This is a genomic window from Pseudomonas sp. R62, from assembly GCF_000257605.1.
GTDB lineage: Bacteria > Pseudomonadota > Gammaproteobacteria > Pseudomonadales > Pseudomonadaceae > Aquipseudomonas > Aquipseudomonas atacamensis.
Genome location: NZ_JH635998.1, coordinates 777,656 through 779,583 on the forward strand (window position 1 = coordinate 777,656; position 1,928 = coordinate 779,583).

2 protein-coding genes are annotated in these 1,928 nt (G+C 60.9%); both read left to right on the forward strand.

The features are described 5' to 3' along the window. Window positions 1–1,318 (forward strand): AmpG family muropeptide MFS transporter (locus OQK_RS04965; RefSeq protein WP_016771392.1); only part of this gene is annotated, 1,318 nt, incomplete at its 5' end. A gap of 129 nt (window positions 1,319–1,447) precedes the next feature. Continuing rightward, a partial coding sequence (locus tag OQK_RS04970; RefSeq protein WP_038860581.1) for an aminoacyl--tRNA ligase-related protein occupies window positions 1,448–1,928 on the forward strand: 481 nt, incomplete at its 3' end.

A 1,928-nucleotide genomic window follows, 5' to 3' on the forward strand; every position in this document is an offset into this window, starting at 1 on the left:
GGGCAAGCTCGGCCGCCGCCGCTCCTGGCTGGTGCTCTCCCAGGCACTGGTGATTCTCGGGCTGATCGGCATGGGCTTCTGTGATCCGCAAAAACATTTGTCCTGGCTGATCGCCATTGCCGTCGTCGTCGCCTTCGCCTCGGCCACGCAGGATATCGCGGTCGACGCCTATCGCCTGGAAATCGCCGATGACAGCCGCCAGGCCGCCCTCGCCGCCAGCTACATGTCCGGTTATCGTGTTGCTGCCCTGCTCGCCACCGCCGGCGCGCTGTTCTTCGCCGAAGGTTTCGGCTCAACCGGCTTCAACTATAAGCACGCGGCGTGGACCGGCACCTATGTACTGTTTGGCGCATTGATGGTGCCCGCACTGCTGACTACGCTGTTCATGCGCGAACCACCGGTGCCGCTGCGCACGCAGTTGCAGGCCGGGCGCTACACGTTCATGCATCAATTGATGTCGGTGTTCGTGCTGATCGTTTTGCTGGTTTCCGTGCCGGCGATGTTCACCCAGCTGTACAACACGGATTTTGCCGGCGTGCTGTTTGGCGACATGAGCCCGCTCGACCTGCTCCTCGAAGATCGCGCCTTTCTGCGCGCCATCCTCTACATATTGCTGACGGGGATGTGCCTGTCGGCCATGGGCCGGCGCGGACTGGCGCCGGTACTGACGCCGATCAATGACTTCATCCTGCGTTATCGCTGGCAGGCGCTGTTGCTGCTGGGCCTGATCGCCACTTACCGGATGTCCGACACGGTAATGGGCGTCATGGCCAACGTGTTTTATATTGACCAGGGTTTCACCAAGGATCAGATCGCCAGTGTCAGCAAGATTTTCGGCCTGATCATGACCCTCGTCGGCGCCGGCATGGGTGGCCTGTTGATCGTGCGTTTCGGCATTCTGCCGATCCTGTTTATCGGTGGTGTTTCTTCGGCAGCGACCAACCTGCTGTTCGTCATGCTCGCGGACATGGGCCCGAACCTGCAGATGCTGGTGGTGACCATTTCCCTCGACAACTTCAGCTCGGGCCTGGCGACGTCGGCGTTCGTTGCCTACCTGTCGAGCCTGACCAACCTGAAGTTTTCCGCTACGCAATATGCCCTGCTCAGCTCGATCATGTTGCTGCTGCCGCGCCTGATGGGCGGCTATTCCGGCGTGCTGGTCGAGAAGTTCGGCTATCACAGCTTCTTCCTCATTACCGCCCTGCTCGGCGTGCCGACGCTGCTACTGATCGCGCTGCACTGGTTCCAGGAGCGCCGCCGCGAAGGACAAACACCGACGCCCGAGCCTGCACCGACGCCCGTCACCGAAGAATCGTAGGACGCTTCGCCAATGGCGGGAGGAATCCCGCCGCTGGCGCCTTCCGCCGGCCACACTTCTGTACGTCAGCAAAACTCGCCGGTACACTGCTCCGTCATTTCCAGTCATAGCAACCGACAACGGCCAACCATGCGCACCAGTCAATTTTTGCTCGCCACACAGAAAGAAACGCCTTCCGACGCGGTCGTGATCAGCCACCAGCTGATGCTGCGCGCCGGCATGATCCGCAAGCTTGCCTCGGGCCTGTACACCTGGCTGCCGATGGGCCTGCGAGTCATGCGCAAGGTCGAAGCCATCGTTCGCGAAGAGATGAACGCTGCCGGTTCTCTGGAAGTGTTGATGCCGAGCACCCAACCGGCCGAGCTGTGGCAGGAATCGGGGCGCTGGGAAGAATACGGCCCTGAGCTGCTGCGCATCAAAGACCGCCACGGTCGTGATTTCTGCGCGGGCCCGACCCACGAAGAAGTGATCACCGATCTGATGCGCAACGAGTTGAGCAGCTACAAACAGCTGCCAATCAACCTGTACCAGATCCAGACCAAATTCCGCGATGAAATCCGCCCACGCTTCGGTTTGATGCGCGGCCGCGAATTCATCATGAAGGACGCCT